General features: G+C 64.2%; 26 protein-coding genes. 16 read left to right on the forward strand and 10 right to left on the reverse strand.

What is annotated here, in order from left to right; all coding sequences use genetic code 11:
• The first annotated feature begins 1 nt into the window (after position 1).
• Together ACP15I_RS09395 and ACP15I_RS09400 are read left to right on the forward strand one after the other, a co-directional pair.
• On the forward strand, positions 2–658 hold the full coding sequence (locus ACP15I_RS09395; RefSeq protein ID WP_424966349.1) for a GntR family transcriptional regulator: 657 nt from the start codon (positions 2–4) through the stop codon (positions 656–658).
• Between the two features lie 197 nt (positions 659–855).
• A complete protein-coding gene (locus tag ACP15I_RS09400) occupies positions 856–1,887 on the forward strand; it encodes a LacI family DNA-binding transcriptional regulator (protein WP_424974866.1) in 1,032 nt (343 codons plus the stop codon).
• 383 nt (positions 1,888–2,270) lie between these two features.
• Here the strand turns inward: ACP15I_RS09400 and ACP15I_RS09405 are convergent, their stop codons facing one another.
• Complete coding sequence (locus tag ACP15I_RS09405) at positions 2,271–2,717, reverse strand: CreA family protein (RefSeq protein WP_424974867.1); 447 nt, start codon at positions 2,715–2,717, stop codon at positions 2,271–2,273.
• A gap of 130 nt (positions 2,718–2,847) precedes the next feature.
• Here ACP15I_RS09405 and hmgA point away from each other — a divergent pair, with 130 nt between their 5' ends.
• The 6 genes from hmgA to ACP15I_RS09435 all read left to right on the forward strand — a co-directional run bounded on the left by hmgA (position 2,848) and on the right by ACP15I_RS09435 (position 7,383).
• The gene (gene hmgA / locus ACP15I_RS09410) at positions 2,848–4,203 is read left to right on the forward strand and encodes a homogentisate 1,2-dioxygenase (protein ID WP_424974868.1); all 1,356 of its coding nucleotides are present in this window, start codon (positions 2,848–2,850) and stop codon (positions 4,201–4,203) included.
• The gene (locus ACP15I_RS09415) at positions 4,203–4,364 is read left to right on the forward strand and encodes a hypothetical protein (protein ID WP_424974869.1); all 162 of its coding nucleotides are present in this window, start codon (positions 4,203–4,205) and stop codon (positions 4,362–4,364) included. The genes hmgA and ACP15I_RS09415 overlap by 1 nt, the downstream gene beginning before the upstream one ends.
• Before the next feature lie 59 nt (positions 4,365–4,423).
• Entirely contained in the window at positions 4,424–5,374 is a 951-nt protein-coding gene (locus tag ACP15I_RS09420; RefSeq protein WP_424974870.1) for an MBL fold metallo-hydrolase, read from the forward strand.
• Positions 5,375–5,441: 67 nt separating this feature from the next.
• Positions 5,442–5,648 (forward strand): hypothetical protein, encoded by a 207-nt coding sequence (locus ACP15I_RS09425; RefSeq protein WP_424974872.1) that lies wholly within the window; start codon positions 5,442–5,444, stop codon positions 5,646–5,648.
• A complete protein-coding gene (locus ACP15I_RS09430; RefSeq protein WP_424974873.1) occupies positions 5,648–7,198 on the forward strand; it encodes an FAD-dependent oxidoreductase in 1,551 nt (516 codons plus the stop codon). Before ACP15I_RS09425 ends, ACP15I_RS09430 begins: the two co-directional genes overlap by 1 nt.
• A complete protein-coding gene (locus ACP15I_RS09435; RefSeq protein WP_424966357.1) occupies positions 7,198–7,383 on the forward strand; it encodes a DUF2783 domain-containing protein in 186 nt (61 codons plus the stop codon). The genes ACP15I_RS09430 and ACP15I_RS09435 overlap by 1 nt, the downstream gene beginning before the upstream one ends.
• Position 7,384: 1 nt before the next feature.
• Here the strand turns inward: ACP15I_RS09435 and ACP15I_RS09440 are convergent, their stop codons facing one another.
• The 4 genes from ACP15I_RS09440 to ACP15I_RS09455 all read right to left on the reverse strand — a co-directional run bounded on the left by ACP15I_RS09440 (position 7,385) and on the right by ACP15I_RS09455 (position 12,087).
• Positions 7,385–8,119, reverse strand: a complete 735-nt coding sequence (locus tag ACP15I_RS09440; protein ID WP_424974874.1) for a metallophosphoesterase family protein — start codon at positions 8,117–8,119, stop codon at positions 7,385–7,387.
• Positions 8,120–8,190: 71 nt separating this feature from the next.
• Positions 8,191–9,786 (reverse strand): phosphoglycerate dehydrogenase, encoded by a 1,596-nt coding sequence (gene serA, locus ACP15I_RS09445; protein ID WP_424974875.1) that lies wholly within the window; start codon positions 9,784–9,786, stop codon positions 8,191–8,193.
• 108 nt (positions 9,787–9,894) lie between these two features.
• Positions 9,895–11,049, reverse strand: coding sequence for a phosphoserine transaminase (locus tag ACP15I_RS09450; RefSeq protein WP_424974876.1), 1,155 nt, complete (start codon positions 11,047–11,049; stop codon positions 9,895–9,897).
• Between the two features lie 174 nt (positions 11,050–11,223).
• Complete coding sequence (locus ACP15I_RS09455; RefSeq protein ID WP_424974877.1) at positions 11,224–12,087, reverse strand: AraC family transcriptional regulator; 864 nt, start codon at positions 12,085–12,087, stop codon at positions 11,224–11,226.
• Positions 12,088–12,234: 147 nt separating this feature from the next.
• On the opposite strand from ACP15I_RS09455, the gene ACP15I_RS09460 reads away from it, so the two are divergent.
• A complete protein-coding gene (locus tag ACP15I_RS09460) occupies positions 12,235–13,446 on the forward strand; it encodes a DUF2330 domain-containing protein (RefSeq protein ID WP_424974878.1) in 1,212 nt (403 codons plus the stop codon).
• Positions 13,447–13,577: 131 nt separating this feature from the next.
• A complete protein-coding gene (gene serB / locus ACP15I_RS09465; protein ID WP_424974879.1) occupies positions 13,578–14,465 on the forward strand; it encodes a phosphoserine phosphatase SerB in 888 nt (295 codons plus the stop codon).
• A gap of 28 nt (positions 14,466–14,493) precedes the next feature.
• On the opposite strand, the gene ACP15I_RS09470 is transcribed toward serB, so the two are convergent.
• Positions 14,494–14,784, reverse strand: coding sequence for a hypothetical protein (locus tag ACP15I_RS09470; RefSeq protein WP_424974880.1), 291 nt, complete (start codon positions 14,782–14,784; stop codon positions 14,494–14,496).
• A gap of 87 nt (positions 14,785–14,871) precedes the next feature.
• A complete protein-coding gene (locus tag ACP15I_RS09475) occupies positions 14,872–15,903 on the reverse strand; it encodes an asparaginase (protein WP_424974881.1) in 1,032 nt (343 codons plus the stop codon).
• Positions 15,904–16,081: 178 nt separating this feature from the next.
• Here ACP15I_RS09475 and ACP15I_RS09480 point away from each other — a divergent pair, with 178 nt between their 5' ends.
• Positions 16,082–16,615 carry an invasion associated locus B family protein gene (locus ACP15I_RS09480; protein ID WP_424966366.1) on the forward strand — a complete coding sequence of 178 codons (534 nt, stop codon included), beginning with the start codon at positions 16,082–16,084 and terminating at the stop codon, positions 16,613–16,615.
• Positions 16,616–16,924: 309 nt separating this feature from the next.
• Here ACP15I_RS09480 and ACP15I_RS09485 read toward each other — a convergent pair whose 3' ends face one another.
• Positions 16,925–17,590: a hypothetical protein gene (locus tag ACP15I_RS09485; protein ID WP_424966367.1), complete on the reverse strand. Its 666-nt coding sequence runs from the start codon at positions 17,588–17,590 to the stop codon at positions 16,925–16,927.
• Between the two features lie 288 nt (positions 17,591–17,878).
• Between ACP15I_RS09485 and rlmN the strand changes: the two genes are divergently transcribed.
• From rlmN to queG, 5 genes are all read left to right on the forward strand, one after another.
• Positions 17,879–19,078: a 23S rRNA (adenine(2503)-C(2))-methyltransferase RlmN gene (gene rlmN / locus ACP15I_RS09490; protein WP_424966368.1), complete on the forward strand. Its 1,200-nt coding sequence runs from the start codon at positions 17,879–17,881 to the stop codon at positions 19,076–19,078.
• Between the two features lie 6 nt (positions 19,079–19,084).
• Positions 19,085–19,888: a patatin-like phospholipase family protein gene (locus ACP15I_RS09495; protein ID WP_424974882.1), complete on the forward strand. Its 804-nt coding sequence runs from the start codon at positions 19,085–19,087 to the stop codon at positions 19,886–19,888.
• Between the two features lie 79 nt (positions 19,889–19,967).
• Positions 19,968–20,720 carry a monofunctional biosynthetic peptidoglycan transglycosylase gene (gene mtgA, locus ACP15I_RS09500; protein ID WP_424974883.1) on the forward strand — a complete coding sequence of 251 codons (753 nt, stop codon included), beginning with the start codon at positions 19,968–19,970 and terminating at the stop codon, positions 20,718–20,720.
• A gap of 51 nt (positions 20,721–20,771) precedes the next feature.
• Positions 20,772–21,437 carry a glutathione S-transferase family protein gene (locus tag ACP15I_RS09505; protein WP_424966371.1) on the forward strand — a complete coding sequence of 222 codons (666 nt, stop codon included), beginning with the start codon at positions 20,772–20,774 and terminating at the stop codon, positions 21,435–21,437.
• On the forward strand, positions 21,434–22,465 hold the full coding sequence (queG, locus tag ACP15I_RS09510; protein ID WP_424974884.1) for a tRNA epoxyqueuosine(34) reductase QueG: 1,032 nt from the start codon (positions 21,434–21,436) through the stop codon (positions 22,463–22,465). The genes ACP15I_RS09505 and queG overlap by 4 nt, the downstream gene beginning before the upstream one ends.
• Before the next feature lie 339 nt (positions 22,466–22,804).
• Here the strand turns inward: queG and ACP15I_RS09515 are convergent, their stop codons facing one another.
• Positions 22,805–23,233 (reverse strand): NUDIX hydrolase, encoded by a 429-nt coding sequence (locus tag ACP15I_RS09515; RefSeq protein ID WP_424974885.1) that lies wholly within the window; start codon positions 23,231–23,233, stop codon positions 22,805–22,807.
• Positions 23,234–23,298: 65 nt separating this feature from the next.
• Positions 23,299–23,727 carry a hypothetical protein gene (locus ACP15I_RS09520; protein ID WP_424966374.1) on the reverse strand — a complete coding sequence of 143 codons (429 nt, stop codon included), beginning with the start codon at positions 23,725–23,727 and terminating at the stop codon, positions 23,299–23,301.
• Positions 23,728–23,855: the final 128 nt, after the last annotated feature.

Raw genomic sequence — 23,855 nt, forward strand, 5'->3', positions numbered from 1 at the left:
GATGAACCTTGCCAAGCCGATCTCCCGCCCGTCTCTGCATGCGGAACTCGTGGACCGGGTGCGCGAACTGATCATCGAGGGCACGCTCGAGCCCGGGACCAAAATCCCGGAAAAGGACCTTTGCGAGAGCTTTGGCGTGTCCCGGACGCCGATGCGCGAGGCGCTCAAGGTTCTGGCTAACGAGGGGCTCGCGGTGCTCGAGCCGAACCGGGGCGCCTGGGTGTCGACCGTGACGATGGAAGAGCTGGAGGCGACCTTTCCGGTGATTGCCTCGTTGGAGCGTCTGGCGGGCGAGCTGGCCTGTGCAGCGGCCACCGATGCCCAGATCGCCGAGATCCGCAGCCACCATGAAGACATGGTGGCCTGTTTCTCGACGCGGAACCGGCAGGAGTATTTCCGGGCCAATCAGGACATCCATGAGGGGATCCTCGCCGCTGCCGGAAACGAGGTGCTCAGCCAGCACCACAAGGTGTTGGCCAGCCGGGTCAAGCGTGCGCGGTTTCTGGCCAATATCTCGGACGAGCGCTGGCAGCAGGCGGTCGAGGAACACGAAGGCATCATCGCCGCACTCGAGGCGCGCGACGGCGCGGAGCTGGGCCAGCGGCTCGCCGCGCATCTGGCCAACAAGTTCACGGCGTTGAAGGCGCGGATGGCCTGATCCGGCCCGCTGCGGCGACGGATCGCGCGAAAACGGGCAAACCCCGCGGATTAAAGTCGAAATCTCTTGTTCCATGTCAAGCGACCGCACGTGCCAGCCCTTGCCACCCTTGGGAGCGCTAACGTAGCATTGGGGCAGGATCCAGTCTGACGCGGCAGTGGATCCGACCTCCACTCACCCGCGCGCGAGGAACCTGCATGACCGAGACGACCGACAGTGGCACGCGACGCCCTCTGACCCTTCGGGATGTATCCGAGGCGTCCGGCGTGAGCGAAATGACCGTCAGTCGCGTGTTGCGGAATCGGGGTGATGTGTCAGACGCCACCCGCGCCAAGGTGCAGGAGGCGGCGCGGACACTGGGCTATGTGCCCAACAAGATTGCCGGCGCGCTCGCATCGAACCGGGTGAACCTGGTGGCGGTGATCATCCCGTCCATGTCGAACATGGTCTTTCCCGAGGTGATGGGCGGCATCTCCAGCGTGCTGGAAGAGACCGACCTGCAGCCCGTGGTCGGGATCACGGATTACCTGCCGGAGAAGGAGGAGAAGGTCCTCTACGAGATGCTGAGCTGGCGTCCCTCGGGCATCATCATCGCCGGGCTGGAACATACCGAGGCTGCGCGTGCCATGCTGCGCAATGCGGGCATTCCGGTGGTCGAGATCATGGATACGGATGGCAATCCGACCGATTGCGCCGTGGGGATCTCGCACCGGCGCGCGGGCCGCGAGATGGGCGAGGCGATCCTCGAGGCGGGGTATCGCCGGATCGGGTTCATGGGCACCAAGATGGCGCTCGATCACCGGGCGCGCAAACGCTACGAGGGCTTTGTCGAGGCGCTGGCCAAGGGCGGTGTCGAGCTTGCGGAATGGGAATTCTACGAGGGCGGATCGGCATTGGCCAAGGGGCGCGAGCTGACGGCGTCGATGCTGGAGAAGGCTCCGGATCTCGACTTCATGTATTATTCCAACGACCTGATCGGCGCGGGCGGGTTGCTCTATTGCAAGGAACAGGGGCTGGATATCCCCAACGGGTTCGGCATGGCCGGGTTCAACGGTGTGGAGCTTTTGCGCGGGTTGCCGATCAAGCTGGCGACCATCGATTCCTGCCGACGCGAGATCGGGCGGGCGGCGGCCGAGATGATCGTGGCGCGGATGGATGCGGACCTGCCGGGGGAGACGATCACCCTCGCGCCGGTGCTCGAACCCGGCGATACGATGCGGACCGGGTAAGCGCCCCTGCCGGGGCGGGCCTTCGGCGAGGATATTTTCAGACTTAAGATTTCCTGTCGCGCTCTATGGTGCAGCGGATGGGATATGCGTCGATCGCCGGATTACGTCTGTGCAGGTGTGCTGGACGTATGCGGAGCGGAGTTGTCGTGCGGCGGAGCGGGCCATGGGGGCCTTGTCGTTTAAGGCATGGCCGTCCGGTGATGTCCCGTACACCCTGATCCTTGGCAGAGCTTTGCCCGGATGCGCTTGTCTCGGCCGCCTGATGCATGCCTGAGCGGTTCGCATTTTTAACCAGATCCCCGCGTGCCCAACCCATAGCGATGCCGGGGAGCTCCGGCCCAGTCGTAGCGTTGCGCCGCAGGCCTTGCCGAGGTCAGTCAGAGTTACGGCTGATAGAGCGGCACGGTGGAGATCGCCATTTTCGCGGATCCATCGGTCAGTTCGCGGGCATGGGCCACATAGATCAGCGTCTGGTTTGCTTCGTCGAAGATCCGCTTGATCCGCAGGGATTTCAGCACGATGGAGCGGCGCTCGTTGAACACGTCTTCGCCTTCGTCATCGCGGTCGATATCCCCGATGGTGATCGGCCCGGTCTGGCGGCAGGCGATGGAGGCATTGGACGGATCCTCGAACCAGTTCCCCTTGGACAGCCGGTCGAGCAGGCCGCGCTCGAAATAGGCGATGTGGCAGGTCACTCCGGTGACGTCGGGGTCCTGAATCGCCTCGATGATGATATCATTGCCCACCCAGTCCACATCCACATTGCCGACCTGTTCGGCATGGGAGGGAAGGGCGAGGCACAGGGTGGCGGCGCAAAGAAGGCGATGCATGGAGGTCTCCGGTTTGGCAGGTCAACGCGTGGTCCGGGCGCAGGGTTCCGTGCCCGGCGCGGATTGGCAAGAGACGTTGCCTCAACTCGTTGCATGTGCAACAGTATTGCGTCCGGGGACGGGGGAGCCCATGAACAAGCAAGAGCGACAGGTTCGGATGCAGCAGGCCGTGAGCGCCACGGGTGCGGTTTACATGCCCGGTTTCGGCAATGATTTCGAGACCGAAGCCTTGCCCGGCGCGCTGCCGCAGGGGCAGAACAGCCCCCAGCGCTGCGCCTATGGGCTCTATGGTGAACAGCTCTCGGGGACGGCGTTCACCGCGCCTAGTCATCAGAACGAGCGCACTTGGTGTTACCGTATCCGGCCCTCGGTGAAGCATTCCGGGCGCTACCGAAAGATCGACCTGCCCTATTGGAAAACCGCGCCCCATGTGGATCCGGATGTGATCAGTCTCGGGCAGTATCGCTGGGACCCGGTGCCCCATTCGGACGCGCCGCTGACCTGGCTGACAGGCATGCGGACCATGACCACGGCGGGGGATGTGAACACGCAAGTGGGGATGGCGGCCCATATCTATCTGGTTACGGCCTCCATGGAGGAGGCGTATTTCTACTCCGCCGATAGCGAACTTCTCGTCGTTCCACAGGAGGGGCGGCTGCGGTTCTGTACCGAGCTCGGCGTGATCGACCTCGCCCCGAAGGAGATCGCGATCCTGCCGCGGGGCCTGCTCTACCGGGTCGAGGTGCTCGAGGGACCGGCACGGGGCTTTGTCTGCGAGAATTACGGCCAGAAGTTCGATCTGCCCGGGCGCGGTCCGATCGGGGCGAATTGCATGGCGAACCGGCGGGACTTCAAGACACCCGTGGCGGCCTATGAGGATCGGGAGGTGCCCTCGACGGTGACCGTGAAATGGTGCGGCCAGTTCCATGAGACCGAGATCGGGCATAGCCCGCTCGACGTGGTGGCTTGGCACGGCAATTACGCGCCCTGCAAATACGACCTGCGGACCTATTGTCCGGTGGGGGCGGTTTTGTTCGATCACCCGGATCCATCGATCTTCACGGTCCTGACCGCGCCTTCGGGGGTGGAGGGGACGGCGAATATCGACTTCGTGCTGTTTCGCGAACGCTGGATGGTGGCGGAGAACACCTTCCGTCCGCCCTGGTACCACAAGAATGTCATGTCCGAGTTGATGGGCAACATTTACGGCCAGTATGACGCCAAGCCGCAGGGCTTTGTCCCGGGCGGGATGAGCCTGCACAACATGATGCTGCCCCATGGCCCGGATCGCGGTGCGTTCGAGGGGGCGTCAACTGCGGAGTTGGCACCAGAAAAGCTCGACAATACTATGAGCTTCATGTTCGAGACGCGGTTTCCCCAGCACCTGACCCGGTTTGCAGCCCAAGAGGCGCCTCTGCAGGACGATTACATCGACTGCTGGGCCGATCTGGAGAAGAAGTTCAACGGCACGCCGGAGGGGACCTGATGGATCCGGGCTACATCGTTATTGGGGTGTTCGTCGCGATTGTGGCGCTGGTCATCTGGTCCGGCCGGGGCAAGCGATCGCGGAAATATCCCGGGGAATTTAGGGACATGCCGGGGCGGCGGCAGGAAGGTGCCCATTTTTCAGGTGGCGAAGACCCCTAGCGGGGCGTTGCGCACAGTCGCGCACAGATACGGGCCTATGCCCGAAGGGAGGAGAGGGCATGAGCAAGGCGTTCGCGTCGGCAGGGGATCTGAGCGAGAAGCAGACCAGCTTTGTCGAGGTCGGTGCGGGGCTTTGGGCCTTCACCGCCGAGGGCGATCCAAACTCCGGTGTGATCATCGGGGACGACAGCGTCATGGTGATCGAGGCCCAGGCGACGCCGCGTCTGGCCGAGACGGTGATTGCCGAGATCCGCAAGGTGACGGACAAGCCGATCTCGCATTTGGTGCTGACCCATTACCACGCGGTGCGGGTGCTTGGGGCCTCCGCTTATGGTGCCGAACAGATCATCATGTCCGACACGGCGCGCGCCATGGTGGCCGAGCGCGGGCAGGAGGATTGGGATAGCGAGTTCGACCGGTTCCCGCGCCTTTTCGAAGGGCATGAGAGCATCCCGGGCCTGACTTGGCCGACAACGACCTTCTCGGATCGGATGACCGTCTATCTCGGCCAGCGGCGGGTGGACATCATGCATCTGGGCCGCGCCCATACGGCAGGGGACGCGGTGATCTGGGTGCCGGATGAGGAGGTGATGTTCACCGGCGACATCGTCGAGTTTCACTCCGCCTGCTATTGCGGGGACGGGCACCTGACCGAATGGGGCGAAACACTGGATCAGATCGCCGCCTATGAGCCGCGCGCTATCGCGCCGGGGCGGGGCGATGCGCTGATTGGCGAAGAGATGGTCTCAGCCGCGATCGAGAGCACTCGCGATTTTGTCGAAAGCACCTATCGCCCGGCTGCGCGGGTGGCCGCCCGGGGCGGCAGCCTCAAGGACGCCTGGGAGGCGGTGCGCGCCGAATGTGATCCCAAATTCGCCGATTACGCGATCTATGAACACTGCCTGCCCTTCAACGTCGCGCGGGCCTATGACGAGGCGCGCGGGATCGAGACACCCCGCATCTGGACCGCTGCGCGGGACAAGGAGATGTGGGCCGCCCTGCAGGGCTGAGGAGGGTCGCCATGCCACGCCATATCGCAATCGTCTCCGCCGCTTCGGCGGCCCGGGACCCGCGCGGATGAGCAAGTTCGGCCCGACCCGTGGCGAGCTGTGGTTCCGGCTCGGCTTCAGCCTCGTGGGGCTGGCTTTGATGGGGGGCGCATTGGCCACGCGGGGGTTTGGCGGCATCGCCTGGGTTGAGGTCGTCCTGATCGCCAGCGCGTTCTTTGGCGGTACCGCGATCTGGGCGGCGCGACGGCTTTGGGCAACGCGGGAGGAGACGTGATGGCCTATGACTACCAACCGTTCGACTATGTGCCGCCCCCGGGGCTGACGGCGCCGGAGGCGAAGAAGCCCGTGGTGATTGTTGGCGCAGGTCCGATCGGGCTTGCCATGGCAATCGAGTTGGCGGAGCACGGGGTCGCCTCGGTTGTGCTTGACGACAACAACGTGGTGTCGGTGGGCAGTCGGGCGATCTGCTGGTCCAAGCGCTCGCTTGAGATTTTCGACCGGCTCGGCATCGCTGAGAAGGCGCTCGACAAGGGGGTCACGTGGCAGGTCGGGCGCACCTTTCACCGCGATCAGGAGGTGTTCAATTTCGACCTCCTGCCCGAGGCGGGCCACAAGATGCCGGCCTTCATCAACCTGCAGCAATACTATGTGGAACAGTTCCTCGTGGAGCGCGCGCAAGAGATCCCGTTGATCGATCTGCGCTTCAAGAACAGGGTCGTGGGCGTTGATCCCGGGGCTGCGGGGGCGATCCTGGATATCGAGACGCCGGACGGCCCCTATGCGCTGGAGGCGTCCTATGTGCTGGCCTGCGATGGCGCACGCTCCCCGATCCGCGGCATGCTCGGGCTGGAGTTCGAAGGCGAGGTCTTCGAGGAACGTTTCCTGATTGCCGATATCGAGATGCAGGCGGATTTCCCCTCCGAGCGGCATTTCTGGTTCGAACCAGAGTTTCACACCGGCCAGTCGGCGCTGCTGCACAAGCAGCCGGACAATATATACCGGATCGACCTGCAACTGGGCTGGGACGCCAATCCCGAGCATGAGATGCAGCCCGAGATCGTCATTCCGCGCATCGTCAAGGTGGTTGGCCATGACGATTTCCGCCTCGACTGGGTCAGTGTCTACACCTTCCAATGTCGGCGGCTGGCTGAGTTCGTCCACGGACCGGTGATCTTTGTCGGGGACAGCGCCCATGTGGTCAGCCCGTTCGGCGCGCGCGGCGGCAATGGCGGGCTGCAGGATGTGGACAATCTCGGCTGGAAACTGGCTGCAGTGCTGGAAGGGCGGGCCGGGGACAGCCTGCTCAAGAGTTATGATCGGGAGCGTGGCTTCGGCGCGGATGAGAACATAGCCAATTCCGCCCGCGCCACGAAGTTCATGACCCCCGGAGACGGGGTCGAACGGATGTTCCGCGATCAGGTGTTGCATCTTGCCGGGCAGACAGCCTTCGCGCGGGGCTGGGTGAATTCCGGGCGGCTGTCGCGGCCTTGCACCTATCCGTCCAAGGGCCCCGATGCGCCATCCATGCCCGAGGGCACGTGCCCCGGCGCGGTGGCGCCGGATGCGCCGGTCGCCGAAGGGTGGCTTTTGTCCGAGCTCGGGCGCGATCTTGTTCTGCTCGCCATCGGCGCGGCGCCGCCGGGCGGCCTCGACTGCCGCGTTCTGAACCTGCCGGTCACGCCGGAGCTTCAGGCGCGCTATCTCGGCGAGGCCAAGGCTGGCTTTTATCTCATCCGTCCCGATCAGGTCATCGCCGCACGCTGGACAGAGGGGGACGCGACGCAGATCGCTGATGCCATCCGGGTCGTCTGGGAGGGGGGCTGATGCCGCTGACAACGACCCCGAACCTGCCGGAGCATGACACGTTCTACGCGGAGCTGCTAGACGCCCATCGCGGGTTGTCGGAAGCCGAAAGCCATGCCCTGAACGCGCGGCTCGTTCTTATCCTCGCCAATCATGTGGGGGATCTGGAGGCGTTGCGCGCGGCCCTGGCCCTCGCAAAGACCTGACCTAGGGCGCCGGTAACAGAAACCGGCCCGTTTCCGTCAACATCCAGGCCTTGCGCCCCTCGACCACAACCGGAGACAGGGGGCGTCCATAGCCCGCGCCGGCATCGATGTTCAGGCGGTTGCCGTAGAAGGTCGGCATCTTCAGGGCCGTGTGACCATGGACCACGAGCTTGCCGTGATCCGCGGTCTCGCGCAGGAAGTCGTCCCGAATCCAGAGGAGATCCTCCTCGGTCTGCTGCTGAAGGGCGATGCCGGGCCGGATCCCCGCATGGACGCAGATATGCGCCTCGGTTTCGATCCAGAGCGGCAGGCTCGCAACGAAATCGAGATGTGCAGCGGGCACGGCTTGTGCGGCGGCCTCCCTTGCGGGGGCGAAATCTCCGTCCTCGGCCGCGACACCGTAAGAGGCCAGTGTGGTCGCCCCTCCCAGTGCCGGGTGGAGCCAGCTCTTGCCGGATTTGATCGCCGGATCATGGCTCGCCCCGTCCCGAACGAAACGCAGGAACATGCGGTCATGGTTGCCCAGAAGCACAGCCCAGGGTGCGCCGCGGGCGCGCCCGGCGATCAGATGATCGATGACACCCTTGCTGTCGGGGCCACGATCCACGAGGTCGCCCGTATGCACGACCGCCGCGTCCGGATCCCGGACGCGGCTCCGGTCCTCGTCGATCAACCGATGGGCTTCGATGAGCTGGTCCAGATGGCCGTGAATATCGCCAATCGCATAAAATCGCATGATCTATCCAAAAAAAAGAAGGCCCCGCCGAAATCAGCGGGGCCATGTCACTGTTTCAGATCGTTTCGACCTCAGGCAACGTTGAATTGCAAGGGCCGGACCTGCTGGAAAAGACCGGTCTCGGTGAGCTTGTCCAGCACATTGGCCGGGCAGGGCGCGTCGAGATAGAGCATCGCAATCGCGTCGCCATTGGTCTCGTCGCGACCAAGGGTAAAGTTCGCGATGTTCACGCTGTTCTGGCCCATGGTCATGCCCAGCGTCCCGATGATGCCGGGGACGTCCTTGTTTGTCGTATAGAGCATGTGCTCGCCGATCTCGGCATCGATATTGATGCCCTTGATCTGGATGAAACGCGGCTTGCCATCCGAGAAGACCGTGCCCGCGATGGACCGTTCGCGATCCGCCGTCTTGACCGTCAGCTTGATGTAGCCGTCAAACACACCGGATTTGTCCTGCGTGGTGGTCGAGATGCCAATGCCGCGCTCCTTGGCGATCACGGGGGCAGAGACCATGTTCACGTCCGGGTTCGTGGCCTGCATGATCCCCGCCACGGCGGCGCAGTTCAGCGCCTCGAGGTTCATCTTGGATACGGTGCCGTTATAGGTGATCTCGATGCTGTCGATGGCCTCTTCGGTGAGTTGCCCCACGAAGGTGCCGAGATGACCGGCGAGCTTGACCCAAGGGCCCATGACCTTGGCTTCCTCAGCCGTCACCGACGGCATGTTCAGCGCGTTTTCCACAGCCCCGCTCAGCAGGTAGTTCGACATCTGCTCGGCCACCTGCAGGGCAACGTTCTCCTGCGCTTCGGTGGTCGAAGCGCCCAGATGCGGCGTGCAGACCACGTTGGGCAGATTGAAGAGCGGGTTCTCTGTCGCTGGCTCCTGGGCGAAGACGTCGAAGGCCGCGCCGGCCACATGGCCGGATTTCAGCAGCTCTGCGAGCGCCTCTTCATCGACCAGACCGCCACGGGCGCAGTTGATGATCCGAACGCCTTTTTTGGTTTTCTCCAGCGCCTCGCGGCTCAGGATATTCTTGGTCTGCTCGGTGAAGGGCACATGCAGCGTGATGAAGTCCGCGCGGGTCAACAGCTCGTCCAACTCGACCTTCTCGACGCCGAGCTTGGCGGCGCGCTCTTCGCTCAGGAAGGGGTCGTAGGCCACGACCTTCATTTTCAGACCCACGGCCCGCTCGCACACGATGCCGCCGATATTGCCCGCGCCGATCACGCCCAGGGTCTTGGCGGTCAGCTCGACCCCCATGAATTTCGACTTCTCCCACTTGCCCGCATGGGTTGAGGCGCTGGCCTCGGGGATCTGGCGGGCCACGGCGAACATCATCGCGATGGCATGCTCGGCGGTGGTGATCATGTTCCCGAAGGGCGTGTTCATGACGATCACACCTTTCTTGGAGGCCGCGACCTTGTCCACATTGTCGGTGCCGATCCCGGCGCGACCGACGACCTTGAGGTTATCGGCATTCTCAAGAAGCTTTTCCGTGACCTTGGTGGCCGAGCGGATGGCGAGGCCGTCATACTGGCCGATCACTTCGGCGAGCTTGTCCTTGTCCTTGCCGAGGGCGGGTTCGAAGTCGACCTCGATTCCACGGTCGCGGAAGATCTGGACGGCGGTTTCCGAGAGCTTGTCGGAGACGAGTACTTTGGGGGCCATGATGGGCTCCTTTATGCGGTGCTGGCCACGCGCCCTGTCTGTTGGGGCGGGCCGGAATTCAGGGAAGGGTGGCCCGGTCGCTGTCACGACCGGGCGGACGCGCGTCGCTCAGGCGGCGGCTTTCTGTGCGGCAATCTCAGCCTCGAAGGCCCATGCGAGCCAAGGCAGCATGGCCTCGACATCCGAGGTTTCCACCGTGCCGCCGCACCAGATGCGCAGGCCCGCAGGGGCGTCGCGATAGGCGCCGATATCGAGAGCGATGCCTTCGGCCTCGAGCCGCTTGGCAACGGCCTTGGCGAAGCTCGCGCCGTCGAGGATCCGCTCGTCGGAGAACTTCAGGCAGACAGAGGTGTTTGACCGCGTCGCCGGGTCCACGGCGAGGAAATCGATCCAGTCATTGGCCTCGACAAAGGCGGTCACGGCGGCGGTATTCGCATCCGCCCGCGCGATCAGGCCCTTGAGCCCGCCCACGGATTTCGCCCAGTCCAGCGCGAAGAGGTAGTCCTCGACGCAGAGCATCGACGGCGTGTTGATCGTCGCCCCGGTGAAGATCCCGTCGATCAGCTTGCCGCCCTTCGTGAGGCGGAAGATTTTCGGCAGGGGCCACGCGGGCGTGTAGCTCTCGAGCCGGGCGACGGCGCGGGGGCTCAGGATCAGGATGCCATGGGCCGCCTCACCGCCCAGCACCTTCTGCCAGGAGAAGGTCGTCACATCCAGCTTGTCCCAGGGCAGGTCCATGGCAAAAGCCGCAGAGGTCGCGTCGCACAGGGTCAGCCCCGCGCGGTCCGCGGGGATCGCGTCACCATTCGGCACGCGCACGCCGGAGGTCGTGCCGTTCCAGGTGAAGCAGACATCCTTGTCGAAATCGACCTGCGCGAAATCTACGATCTCGCCATATTCGGCGGTCCGGGTCACTGCGTCGAGCTTGAGCTGTTTCACCGCATCGGTGACCCAGCCGGAGCCGAAGCTTTCCCATGCGAGCATCTCGACCGGGCGTTCACCTAGGAGGCTCCACATGGCCATTTCATAGGCCCCGGTGTCGGAGGCGGGCACGATGCCGATCTTGTAGTCGGCCGGCACGCCGAGCACCTCACGGGTGGTCTCGATCGCGGCCTTCAGCTTGTCCTTGCCGATGGCGGCACGGTGCGAGCGGCCAAGGGCGGCGTCGGCAAGTGCATCCAGAGTCCAGGTGGGGGGTTTGGCACAGGGGCCAGAGGAAAAACGCGGGTTGGCCGGCCGCGTGGCCGGAGCTTCGATAGCCATTGCTGGTATCCTTCCAGATATCTGCCCTTCGTTGGGGAAGGGTGTCCCGCCGCCGCGTATAAGCGGCAGGACGGATATCCGGCAAGTCGTAAAATGCGGCTTTTCTGTCGCAATCGCCGCAAGCCGTCAGGGACGGGTTTCCGATCCGAAACCCGCCCCCGGTCAGATAGCTTGCTATGCGGGCTCTTTGGCGCGGGTCTCGGCCTTGAGCGGAACACAAACCTTGGTCAACAGGTTATCGGGCGCGGTGTCCTGCGGTGCGTTGAGATAGATCTCCAAAGCCGGTTGATGCGCAGGTTCGCGCCCCGAGCTCGGCAGCCACGTCCCATAGAGGTGGTCATAGGCCGCCCGCAATCCTGCATAGGGCCCCTTGAAGGTCAGCACGCCGTAGCTCCGGCTGGGCAGGGAGATCTCTTCGAGCGGGGATGCAATCTCGGCATCCGGCCCGAGGGACAGACCCGCATGGCTGCGCAACTCGGCGGCGGGCACCGCGTTGGGGTCGTCATAATAGAGGCCCAGCATCCCTGTGGCATGGGGCCAGAGGTTGCGGGAGGTGGCGAGGGTCGACACCTGCTCGAAGACCCGGCTGACCTCCATATAGGCGCCGGTATGGGGCAGCACCGCAAGGCGCATGGCAGGCAGGGTTTCGATCTGTACGGGAAACATGGGTCTGGATCCTTTGTCCGGTTTCAGTAGAGGCGCGGTGAGATCACCGCGGAACCTGAACCGGGTCGGGGTCATGCCAAAGCCATCCCGGAAGGCGCGCGAGAAGCTCTGCGGGGTGTCATACCCCGCCTGAGTCGCGATCTCGGCGACGCTCTCCTCGGTCTGCACCAGCCAACACGCGGCGCGATGGAGCCGGATGCGACGCACGGCCTGCGCGGCGGTCTCGCCGGTCATGCCGTGAAACACCCGGTGCCAATGGAACCGCGACATGGCGGCGACATCGGCGAGCGCGTCAAGGGAGAGATCCCCCCGCGGGTTGTCGTGGATATAGTCGAGCACGCGGAGCATGCGGTCTTCGTAGCTGGCAGTCATGGAGCCCCTCTTGGTCAGGTCCGATCTCTGCATGACATGGGGCGACTGCACAAATCTTGCTGACTTGCCCCGGGCGGAAACGCGCAGGTGACAGCGGCGCTGCGTAAGTCCTAGGCTGACCCATCGGTTTTGAGTTGGAAGGCGTCCATGCGCAGGGTTCTTATGGTTTTGGTATTGCTCTGCCTGCCGGGTCTGGCCCAGGCCTTTTGCGGATTCTACGTCGCGCGCAGCGACGGTCGGCTCCTGAACGAAACCTCCAAGGTGGTCTACACGCGCAATGGTGTCTTTTCGACGATCACCATGTCCTCGGATTACCAGGGACCTGCCTCCGAGTTCGCACTGGTGGTTCCAACGCCATCGGTGCTGGAACGGGACGATATCCGCACCGTAGACCCAAAGATCATCGCCCATCTCGACCGCTACACTGCGCCGCGGCTGGTGGAGTATTTTGATGAGGATCCGTGCTTATTCGATGGGGTGGAGCCTATGATGGCAATGCCGGTCATCACCAGCGACGGCGGTCAAACGCCCGCTGTGCAGCCAAAGAGCGGGCCGCGCGCGCTGGGCGTGACGGTCGAGGCCTCCTATGCGGTGGGCAGCTACGATATCGAGATCCTGTCGGCCAAGCGCTCGGATGGGCTGGTCACTTATCTCACTCAGGAGGGCTACAAACTGCCGGATGGCGCGACCCCTGTTCTGGGTGATTATATCGGTGCGGGGATGAAGTTTTTCGTCGCGAAGGTGAACCTGGCGCGCCATGACGCGGGGGCCGCGCAGGAGCTTCAGCCGCTGCAAATCCGGTTCCGCTCGCGGGATTTCATGCTTCCGATCCAGCTTGGCAAGCTCAATGCCGAGGCGCCGCAAACGGCGGTGTTCTACATGCTCACAAGCTCGGGCCGGGTGGAGGTGGCGAATTATACTGCCACCGAGTTGCCAACCAATGTCGACGTCCCGGCCTTCATCGAGCAGATGTTTCCACTTTTCTACACGAGTGTGTTCCAGAAAGCCGTAGGCGACCGTGGCGGGCTTGTTCTGGAATATGGTTGGGACATGGGGTGGTGTGACCCTTGCGCGGATGATCCGGTACCCAATGAGGATCTGCGGATCCTCGGAGCGCGCTGGCTCGAACCCTCCGATTTCCCCGGGGAGGGGGTCTACGTGACCCGCTACCGGGCGCGCTACACCAAGGAGCAGATGCCCCGGGACATCATGTTCAAAACCACGAAGAATCGCGACAATTTCCAGGGACGCTATGTGATCCGTCACCCGTTTGACGGGCCGATGCAATGTGAGGCTGCCGAGACGTATATCGCCGCAACCAGGGAGCGGTTGGCAGAGGAAGCTAAGACAACCGTCTAGATGACCGGCTGGGACCCCGGGCTTGTCAGTCGCAATATCGGGCGGTCCGTGCCTGCGGCCTATCGCTAGGGCGCTGGTCTCGGGCGGGCGGCTGGGGTAAAGCGCGGCGAGCTGCCAAAGGACCCGCGCCCATGTATATCGCCACGCTTCTGACCAATCCCGCTGCGCCCTGCCTCGACGAGGCCATGGTCACCTCACTGCGCAACGCCTGGGGCGGCGGTGATGCGCGCTGGCTGTCCGAGGGCGAGGCTGCGGAGTTCCCGTTGGAGGCACAGCCGGAGAACCTGTGGGAGGTTTGGGCCGATCTGCAGGAGCAGAAGGTCGATCTCGTGGTTCAGCCAGAGGTGGGGCGGCGCAAGAAGATGCTGCTGGCCGACATGGACAGCACCATGATCCAGCAGGAATGCATCGACGAGCTGGCCGCCGAAGCCGGGGTTGGCCCCCGCGTGGCCGAGATCACCGCGCGCGCGATGAATGGCGAGTTGGATTTCGAGGGGGCGCTGCGCGAGCGGGTCGGCTTGCTTGAGGGGCTGGATGCGGGGGTGATCGATCAGGTCATTGCCAACCGGATCACCCTGATGCCCGGTGGGCCGGAACTCCTCGCGACGATGAAGGCGGCCGGGGCCTATGCGGCGCTGGTGTCGGGGGGCTTCACGGCCTTTACCGCGCGGATTGCCGGGCGGCTGGGCTTTGACGAGAACCGCGCGAACAGCCTTGAGATCGCCGAGGGCGCGCTGACCGGCAAGGTCATCGATCCGATCCTCGGGCGGGCGGCCAAGGTCACCGCGCTCGAAGAGATCACCGCCAAGCTCGGGATTTCCGAGGCGGATGTGATGGCCGTGGGCGATGGGGCCAATGATCTGGGTATGCTGGGGCGGGCCGGGGCGGGCGTCGCGCTGCATGCCAAGCCGGTCGTGGCCGCGGAATGCGATCGACGCATCAATCACGGAGACCTCTCCGCGCTGCTCTACCTGCAGGGATATGCCAAATCCGAGTTCGTGATCCCGCCGCAGGGCTGAGCCGGCACGCGCCGCGACACGCTCCCGATCAGAATTCCAGCGCCGTGCGGGCCTCCGGGCCCGATTCGTCGGGGATGCGCAGGTTGGATTGCGCGATCTGGGCCCGCACCACAGCCCCGTCTTCGGTCACCGCAAAGGGCACCGAGGGGGTTTGCGCCCGCCGGTCCACCCGTTCGGGGGCCTCGTCAAGAGAGCGCAGCCGTTCCCAGGCCTCCTCGGTCCAGCTGAGGATCTGCAAAAGCGGCCCGTCCCCGGCAGAGGCGGGGCCCGCATGGCCAAGCAGGGTCAGGCAGATCAGGGCAGCAAAAATCCGAGGCATGGGTGCGCCTTCCAACACGATTGGGTGATGATCCGAGCAGATAGACCGGGGGCAGATCCCGTCACCCCTGATCCTGCCGCAGTTTTCCTAAATCTTGGTAAAATTCGCGGCACCGATCAGGTCGCGCACGGGGGTGAGGCGCGCAACCGCATCGCCGCGCCGGTTCCGGATCGGTCCCGTGAGGAACCGTTGCGCCGAAGGATGGGACGGATCCAATACGCCGAGCCGCACGAGCACCGCCGCAATCACGCAATCCACGCCTCGCGTGGCACCATCACTGATCTTGATCGCGACGCCCCGGCCCTGCGCGGGCAGAATTGCGATGAAGACACCATCCGCGCCGAACTTGATCGCTACAGGCTCGGTAGTTGCGCGCATCAGCTCGGTACAAGGGCGCCCGTCGCCCGCGACCAGATCCGGATGCGCCATCATGGCCTCGGTCAGGGCCGTTTGCGCGCGGGACCGGGCATCGGCGCGTCCGCTGGCCGTCGCGTAGCGCGACATGGCGCGTGCCAGACCGTGGAGCGTGGTGGCATGGTTCGGCGCGGCACAGCCATCGATGCCGTATCCCGGGCTGGTCTCGCCCGTGACCTCCTCATGGGCAGCCAGCGCCGCCGCTTGTACCGGGTGGGCCATGTCGATGTAATCCGCCCCGGCCCCGAGATCCCGTGACAGGGTGAGAAAGCCCGCATGTTTGCCCGAGCAATTGTTGTGCAACGGGCTCAGCGCGGCCTCTGCGCAGATCATCCGGTTCCGCTCCGCCCGGTCCCACGGTGACTGCGCGCCGCAGAGCAGGTCCCCCGGGCCCATGCCCTGATCCGCGAGCCAGTCAGAAACCAACCCCGCATGGCGCGCTGTCCCTTCATGGGAGGCGCAGGCCAGCGCCAGATGCTGCGGGCCCAGCCCTGCCCGGGCCGCAGCGCCACTTTCAACCAACGGCAAGGCCTGCAGCATCTTGACCGACGATCGCGGGAGAATCACCTGATCGGGATTGCCCCAGGCCTCTTCGATCTCTCCATCAGGTCCGCAGATCACCACATGGCCGCAGTGAAGCGACTCCAGGATCCCGCCGCGCCACAGCTCTACGAGGCGGACCCCTTCCATCCCTGATGCAGTCATGGCATATCCTCCGGCAAAGTTTTGCTCAAACCAATGACGCAGGGTCTTTGATTGCCCTTGGGGTCTGGTTAGATAACGTTACGTATAAGATGTGTCAGACGCTCCGCGAAGGGGCCAGCGAATTTGCCATGTCAGGACAGGGGTCGTGAAGTTGGGTATGCGGGTAGAGGCTACAGGTATGAGACGGGCGATTGCGGGCGGCGCATTGGCGGCGCTTTTGAGCGTGGTGATGACACCGGCGCTGGCGCAGGAGGTGTCCGACAACCGGGTAGCCGTGAAAACCGACTGGAATGTCTTTGTCGAAGACAATCCAACGGAATGCTGGAGCGTCTCGATCCCGAAAGAGACCGTGAACACCCGCGACGGGCGCCCCGTGGCGGTCAATCGCGGCGACATTCTGATGTTCGTGGCCTATCGCCCCTCAGAGAGCGTGACGGGCGAAGTGTCCTTCAAAGGCGGCTATGATTTCCGCGAGGGCTCGACCGTGACGGTGGAGATCGGCGAGTCGACCTTCGAGTTTTTCACCGAGGGTGGCAATGCATGGCCCGCCTCGGCCGAGGATGACGCGAAAGTGATCACGGCCATGAAGCGCGGCGCGCAGGCTGTTGTCACAGGGGTGTCCCAGCGGTCCGGCACGACCACGAAGGACACGTTCAGCCTGCTGGGCTTTACCGCCGCTCTCGAAGAGGCCGAGCGCCGCTGCGCCAGCTAGGCGTCAGGCGGATACGGCTCTGCGGGCGCGGTATCTTCGCGACCGGCACCATGTCCTTATCGAACAGATCTGCGGTATGGCTCGTGAGATAGGCGTTACCGCCAGCGTCAATTGCAAGGTCTTGGGGCGCACCGCGGGGCACCACCGTCGAGGTCATTGGATCGGTCCGCGGGGTGATATCCTCTAGCTCTCGGGTGGCCACGCCACCCCTGTACCTGTTTCCCCGAAACCCCTGAGCGTGAAAGGGCAAAACGCAAAAAAGGGCCGCGGGGCGGCCCTTTCTCGAACTGTGCAGGGATCCGGTCTGGATCAGGCCTTGCGACGTGCGCGCAGCGCGCCCAGAGCGCCGAGACCCAGCAGGGCCAGCGGTGCGCCAGCGGGCAGCGGGATCGGCGACGTGGTGTCGGCCATGGTGTCGAAGTTGTCGAACGCGATGCCGATGAAGCGTGTGCCACCGGCTGTCGTGCCGCTGATTTCGATCTCGGAGATCAGGCCTGCGAGGCCGCTGAACCCGATGCGGGTCACGGCTGCGTCGCCCGCGAGGGGGTCGTTGCCATCCACAACCTGCGTGTCGAGGACGTTGCCACCCATATCGCGCGCGATGAAGGTGAAGACCTCGAGGTCATTGCCGCTGCCGTCAATGTCAGCCACGTCGAAGGACGCTGCGGCCACTGCGGTTCCGTAGTTGATCGTCAGCGAGGTGACCGTGCCGAAATCGGAGGTCAGGAAGTAGTCACCAAACGCGTCGGGCGGGTTCGGCGTGTCGTTCGGGACGAAACCGTCGGTGTTGCCACCGACTTCGACGATGTTCAGGCCGTTGGGGCTGGAGAAGGTCACGTCGAAACCGCCGACAAACTCGTTGCCGACAATAGGGGTTTCGTCGCCAGAAAAGCCGGTCTCGAAGTCCAGAATTGCTGCATTCGCAGCAACAGCAGAGAAGGTGAGAGCGGCAGCGATCGTTAATGTCTTGTACATGTACTCAGGCTCCTAGTGCGGGTTACAGTCCCGCGTTCCGTGCCTCCGATTAACGAAAAAACCGTCTAAAACTCTATGAACAAGTTCACAGATGGTTAACGCGACAGGAATTGATGGAGCATAATCAGCGCCGTTCTTATTGAATTGAGCGTGTGACGTTACGGCAGATCGGTTTTGTATCCACAATACCGCGTTGCAGCGTGTTCTGTTGCGGTGCCGCAGGACACAACCTCTTCCGCCCTCGCGAATCGCGCTATATATGGCCCTATCCCACACCGGAGCACGCCCATGACCGCCAGCGACCCCAGCCCGCAGGCCCCGATCACGCAAGACGTCCTGACCCTGCCGCGCAAGCTGGCCGAGGGCGGGCCGCGCAATCTGGTCGGCCTGACCCGCCCCGAGCTGGCCGAGGCCCTGCGCTCCGCCGGTACGCCTGAGAAACAGGTGAAGATGCGGGTCAACCAGGTCTGGGCCTGGATCTATGAACGGGGCGTGCGCGATTTCGCGGATATGACCAACCTCTCCAAGCCCTATCGTGCGTTGCTGGCCGAGCACTTTACCGTGGCCGTCCCCGAGGTGGTGTCGCGCCACGTCTCGAGCGACGGGACCCGGAAATACCTCGTGCGGATCGCCGGGGGCCATGAGGTCGAGGTCGTCTACATCCCCGAAGAGGATCGCGGCACGCTCTGCGTTTCGTCGCAGGTGGGGTGCACGCTGACCTGCTCCTTCTGCCATACGGGCACGCAAAAGCTGGTGCGCAACCTGACGGCGGGCGAGATCGTCGGCCAGATCATGGTGGCGCGGGACGATCTGGGCGAATGGCCGGAGCCCGGACGCAACCCCAAGAATGAGACCCGGCTTCTGTCCAACATCGTGCTGATGGGGATGGGCGAGCCGCTCTATAATTTCGAGGCCGTGCGCGACGCGATGAAGATCGCGATGGACCCCGAGGGCATTAGCCTCAGCCGCCGCCGGATCACGCTCAGCACCTCCGGCGTGGTGCCCGAGATCGCCCGCACCGCCGATGAGATCGGCTGCATGCTGGCCGTGTCGTTCCACGCCACCACCGACGACGTGCGCGACAAGCTGGTGCCGATCAACAAGCGTTGGAACATCGCAGAACTGCTCGAGGCGCTGAAGGCCTATCCCAAGGCCAGCAATTCCGAGCGGATCACTTTTGAATACGTGATGCTCAAAGGGGTGAATGACAGCGACGAGGATGCGCGACGTCTGGTCGAGCTGATCAAGGGCATCCCGGCCAAGATCAACCTGATCCCCTTCAACGAATGGCCCGGCGCGCCCTATGAGCGGTCCTCGAACAACCGCATCCGGGCCTTTGCGGACATCATCTACAAGGCGGGCTACGCGAGCCCGATCCGCACCCCCCGTGGCGAGGACATCATGGCTGCCTGCGGGCAGCTCAAATCCGCGACCGAGCGCGCGCGCAAGTCCCGCGCCCAGATTGCGGCTGAAACCGGGTTGGGCTGACACAGGATGGCGGAGCTGTCTCTTGCGTTGAGCGGTGGCGGGGCCGCCGGGATCGGGCATGTCATCGTGCTCGAGACTTTGGACGAGCTGGGCGTTATGCCCTGCGCGATTGCCGGGACCTCCATGGGGGCGCTGATGGGGGCGGCCTATGCCTCCGGCATGGCGGGGGTCGAGATCCGGCATCATATTCTCGACCTGATCGATAGCCCTTTCGAGGCGGCGGTGACCTATTGGCGGACCCATCTCTCCAAAGGCCTGAAGCTTTTGCAGCCCGTGGCGGCGCAGGCGGCGGTGTCCACCATGCTGCCCGATGATTTCCCTGAACAGTTCGAGGAGATGATCTGCCCTCTGCATATCGTGGCCACGGACTACCGGGCGCGCGAACCCGTGGTGTTTAAAACCGGACCGGTCCGGGATGCCCTGGCCGCCTCCATTGCGATCCCGGGCGCCTTCGCGCCGGTCAAGATCGGCGAGCGGACCTTCGTGGATGGCGGTTTCACCAACAACCTGCCCTATGATCTCTTGCCCGCGGACAGTTTCAAGCTGGCCGTGGATGTCGCCACTGAGCCCGACAGCATGGAACGCGATCCGCCCGGACCGCTCGAAGCGGTGGCAGGCTCCATGCGGATCATGATCCAGGCCATGCTGGAAACCCGGCTCGCGTCCTCGCCACCGGATGCGCTGATCCGCCCGGATTCCCGTGCTTATGGCGTCTTTGACATCTGGCAAGCCGAAGAGATCCTCGAAGCCGCAGCCCCCGCCGCCGAGGCCACAAAACGGGCGCTGGACGCCTATTTCGCCCGCGTGTGACGCGCCAGAGCCGCCCTGCGGGTTGACAGGGCAGGGTGCGCCCGGTTTCACCAGAGACGAGCAGGTTTAAGAGCAGAGCATGGCGGCGAAAAAGACCCCGGCCAAGACATCGCGCAAATCCTCCCCCTCCGGGGAGGGGGGTGCCCGCCTGTCCCTTGGCGGGACGCTCCGGCGTGCGTTGCGCTGGTTCGGGTGGGCGGTGCTGGGGGTTTCGCTGCTTCTTGTGATCTGGATCGCGGCCTATCGCTGGATCGATCCGCCGACCACGCCCTATATGCGCGCCGAGGCGGCCCGGCTGGGCGAGATTCGCCAGACCTGGGTTCCTCTGGACCAGATCACGCCAGAGCTTGCCCGCTCTGTTGTGGCGGCGGAGGATGCGAATTTCTGTGCCCATTGGGGGTTCGACATGGCGGCGATCCGGGCCGCGATCGAGGCCGGCGGAACCCGCGGGGCCTCGACCCTGTCGCAGCAGGTGGTCAAGAACGCTTTCCTCTGGCATGGCCGGTCCTGGCCGCGCAAGGCGCTCGAGGCGCTGATGACCCCGGTGATGGAGGCGCTCTGGTCCAAGCAGCGGATCCTCGAGGTGTATCTCAACATCGCTGAGTTCGATGAGGGTGTTTTCGGGGCAGGCGCGGCAGCGCCCTGGTATTTCGGGGTGCCCGCCTCGGATCTCAGCCGCGCGCAATCCGCCGCACTTGCCGTCGTGCTGCCCAACCCCAAGGCCCGCTCGGCGGTGCGCCCGACGCCGACGCTCCAGCGGCGGGCCGCACGGGTGGCCGACGGGGCAGAGACAATCCGCCGGGACGGGCGTGCGGCCTGTTTCGAGGATTGAAGCCATCCGCGCCCCAAGGCACAAAGGACCAAACAGGATCGAGCTGCGCCCATGAATCGTCTCTACCACGTTCCGCTATCCCCCTTCTGCCGCAAGGTCCGCCTCGTGCTGGCCGAGAAGAAGGTCGAGGTCGAGCTGGTGGACGAGAAATACTGGGAGCCCTCTGCGGATTTCCTGCGCCGCAATCCGGCGGGCAAGGTGCCGGTGCTCAAGATGGGCGGGACCTTCCTGACCGAGAGCCACGCGATCGTCGAGTTTCTCGAAGAGATGCACCCAACCCCGTCGCTTTTGCCCGGAACACCCCAGGAGCGCTACGAGGCACGGCGGCTCTCCATGTGGTTCGACGACAAGTTCCACAACGAGGTGACGCGCAACCTGCTTTATGAGCGGGTGAACAAGAAGATCACCGGAGCCGGCTATCCCGACAGCAAGAACGTCAAGATGGGCGCCCAGAAGATCAAGTACCATATCGACTATATGGGCTGGCTTCTGGAGCAGCGCCGCTGGCTCGCGGGTGACGTGATGACCATCGCCGATTTCACCGCCGCTGCGCAGCTGTCCTGCCTCGACTATATCCGCGATGTGGATTGGAACCGGAACGCCGCGGTGAAGGACTGGTACGCCAAGATCAAGTCGCGCCCGGCCTTCCGCTCGATCCTCGCGGACCAGATCCCCGGGTTCATCCAGCCGCCCCATTACGCGGATCTCGATTTTTGAACGAGACGCTTGCGGCCGCGCTCAAGGCCGAGGCGGCCCGGCTCGGCTTTGCGGCCAGCGGGATCTGCGCGCCGGATGCGATCCCCGAGGCTGCCGGTCGGCTGGCCACCTTTGTCGAGGCCGGACGGCAGGGCCAGATGGGCTGGATGGCCGAGCGGATGCATTGGCGGGGCAACCCTGCCGCGCTCTGGCCTGAGGCCCGCTCGGTGGTGATGCTGGCCGAGAGCTATACGCCCGAGGACAATCCGCTCGATGCGCTGGACCATCGCGATCGGGGGGCGATCAGCGTGTATGCGCGCCACCGCGATTATCACGACGTGCTCAAGAAAAAACTCAAGGCGCTCGGACGATGGCTGCTGGCCGAGGCCGGGGGCGAGATCAAGGTCTTTGTCGACACCGCGCCGGTGATGGAGAAACCGCTTGCACAGGCGGCGGGGCTCGGCTGGCAGGGCAAGCATACGAACCTGCTGAGCCGCGACTTTGGCAATTGGGTGTTTCTCGGGGCGCTCTTCACCACGCTCGATTTGCCCCGGGACGCGGCAGAGCGGGATCATTGCGGGTCCTGCACCGCCTGCCTCGACATCTGTCCGACGCAGGCCTTCCCGGCCCCGTTTCAGCTCGATGCGCGGCGCTGCATCTCCTACCTGACCATCGAGCATAAGGGACCCGTGGACGTCGGGTTGCGCGAGGGGCTCGGCAATCGGATCTATGGCTGCGACGATTGTCTTGCGGTGTGCCCGTGGAACAAGTTCGCGGTCGAGGCGCGCGAGGCGAAATACCACGCGCGTCCGGACCTGACCGGTCCGGCGCTGGCCGAGCTCGCCGTGCTGGACGACGCCGCGTTCCGGGCGCGGTTCTCCGGCTCGCCCATCAAGCGCATCGGGCGAGACCGCTTTGTCCGGAATGTGTGTTACGCGCTGGGCAATTCGGGCGATCCGCGCCTGCGCGACGTGGCCCAGGGCCTCTGCGAAGACGCGGATCCGACCGTGGCCGATGCGGCGCGCTGGGCGTTTGCGCGACTGTCCTGAGGCGGATTGGCTGCGCCGGGACTGAGGGCGGCTTTGCGAGGCTGGCCTAGACAGTCGCGCCAGGCGGCACTCGCCACGCAGCCGGACTTCATGATCAGCGGCATTTTGGCGGGTGGCATCTCTTCTAACACGGGGGTGCTGGGCGATAGGCCCCTCGCGGTGCGCAATCCTTGCCTTAGCGATAGAGGCGTGCCGGGATCTCCAAGGCAGTTTGCTTTGGCGCGTCGCTCCTGCTCGACCGAAGCGTCAATGAGCCAAGGGCTTCGGAGATTGTCTTGCGCGTCGGTAACAGAGGTATCCGGAGACGAGCGGTCAACGGCGATCATTCCTCAGGGTCGGTTACTCAGCATGTCCGGGCGCAAGCGCGTGGCGCAGCACCAGTGCCACCCGATCACTGCAGGGCAGGTGACCCGCGAGAATGTCGGATACGGGCCACCAGGCCGCATCGCGGGCATCATCATCGGCCTGGGGCGTTCCGCTGACATAGGTGCAAAGCACCGCCGCCAGAAGGAAATGAAACTCCACCGTCCCCTCCGGACACCGGGTGATCACATCGACATTGGTGAGGTACCGATCCGCGGTTGCCGTGACCCGGGTTTCCTCGGCCAATTCCCGGACTGCAGCCTCAAGCGCGGTTTCCCCAAGCTCCACATGGCCGCCGGGAAAGCCCCAGAGCCCGGCATCCGGGGGATTGCGTCGCTGAACCAGCAGCACCTCGTCGCCGCGCAGCACCACGGCGAGGGCGGCCAGTGTCGGATTGGGTGTCATGACGCCTGTTTGGCAAACCGGGCGGCGGAGGGAAAGGGCATCGCACAGCCCAGAGCCTTGCGGGGCTACTGTCGGGCCTTCTGCGTCACTTCCAGTGCAATCAGCGAAAGCATGATGCCGCGCACCATCTCCTCGGGGGCAAAGGGTCCGTAGCGGTTGGCGCCGACCCGGAAGCGTATATCGACCTCATCCCCGGGAACGGAGTTGAACCGGAAGACATAGTCATCGGTCTGGCTGGACAGGGCGCCCGAGATCAGGGCGCGCATTTCGTCTTGGCTGGCCTGTTCCGGCAGGTCCTCCCCCCAATCCACGTCAACTAGGATCGAAACGGAATTCGTCTGCTCCTTGGCGAGGGCCAGTTTCTCCTTGGTGATCCCCAGGGGGCGCAGGGCCGGGTTCTGCGTGAACTCATAGGCCAGATAGGCACTGGTTGCTGGCAAGGCAGCAAACAGGATGATCGCGGTCAAAAGGGTATAGCGACGAGTTGTATCCACGCGCGGTTCTCCGGGTGCTTGTGATGCCAGAGTCCGTGGTCGTGTTTGAGGAAGGTTTAAGTTTTCGCAGCCGGATCGAGTCAATTTTTCCCAAAATTCGAGCGAAGGCCCGCATACTTGAGAAAACC

It is taken from the genome of Dinoroseobacter sp. S124A, assembly GCF_049801015.1.
GTDB lineage: Bacteria > Pseudomonadota > Alphaproteobacteria > Rhodobacterales > Rhodobacteraceae > Dinoroseobacter.